Origin of the sequence: Streptomyces sp. GbtcB7, from assembly GCF_019091445.1 — a bacterium.
GTDB lineage: Bacteria > Actinomycetota > Actinomycetes > Streptomycetales > Streptomycetaceae > Streptomyces > Streptomyces mirabilis.
This window is the reverse complement of sequence record NZ_JAGXJM010000796.1, coordinates 1-229: the sequence shown is the minus strand read 5'-3', so window position 1 is coordinate 229 and position 229 is coordinate 1. Positions and strand designations below refer to the sequence as shown.

Here is a 229-nt window from a genome sequence, read left to right as displayed (position 1 = left end):
CCTTGCCGAGTCCGGCGCCCTGGAGGGCGGGGCTGACCGCGAACATGCCGAGGTAGGGGTGGTCGCCGCGGTGTTCGAGCTGGCAGCAGGCGCCGACGGCGCCGTCCCGCTCCACCGTCAGAAGGCGGCTGCCGGGCGCCTTGATGACGGCGAGCACGCCCTCCGGGTCGGTCCGCTGACCTTGGAGGATGTCCGCCTCCGTGGTCCAGCCGGTCCGGCTGGAGTCCCC

Annotated in this window: 1 protein-coding gene; it reads right to left on the bottom strand. The window is 74.2% G+C overall.

Annotated features, from left to right (window positions below; translation table 11 throughout):
• The coding region (locus tag KVT44_RS57590) for a GNAT family N-acetyltransferase (protein ID WP_217577279.1) at positions 1-229 on the bottom strand (229 nt) is incomplete at both ends.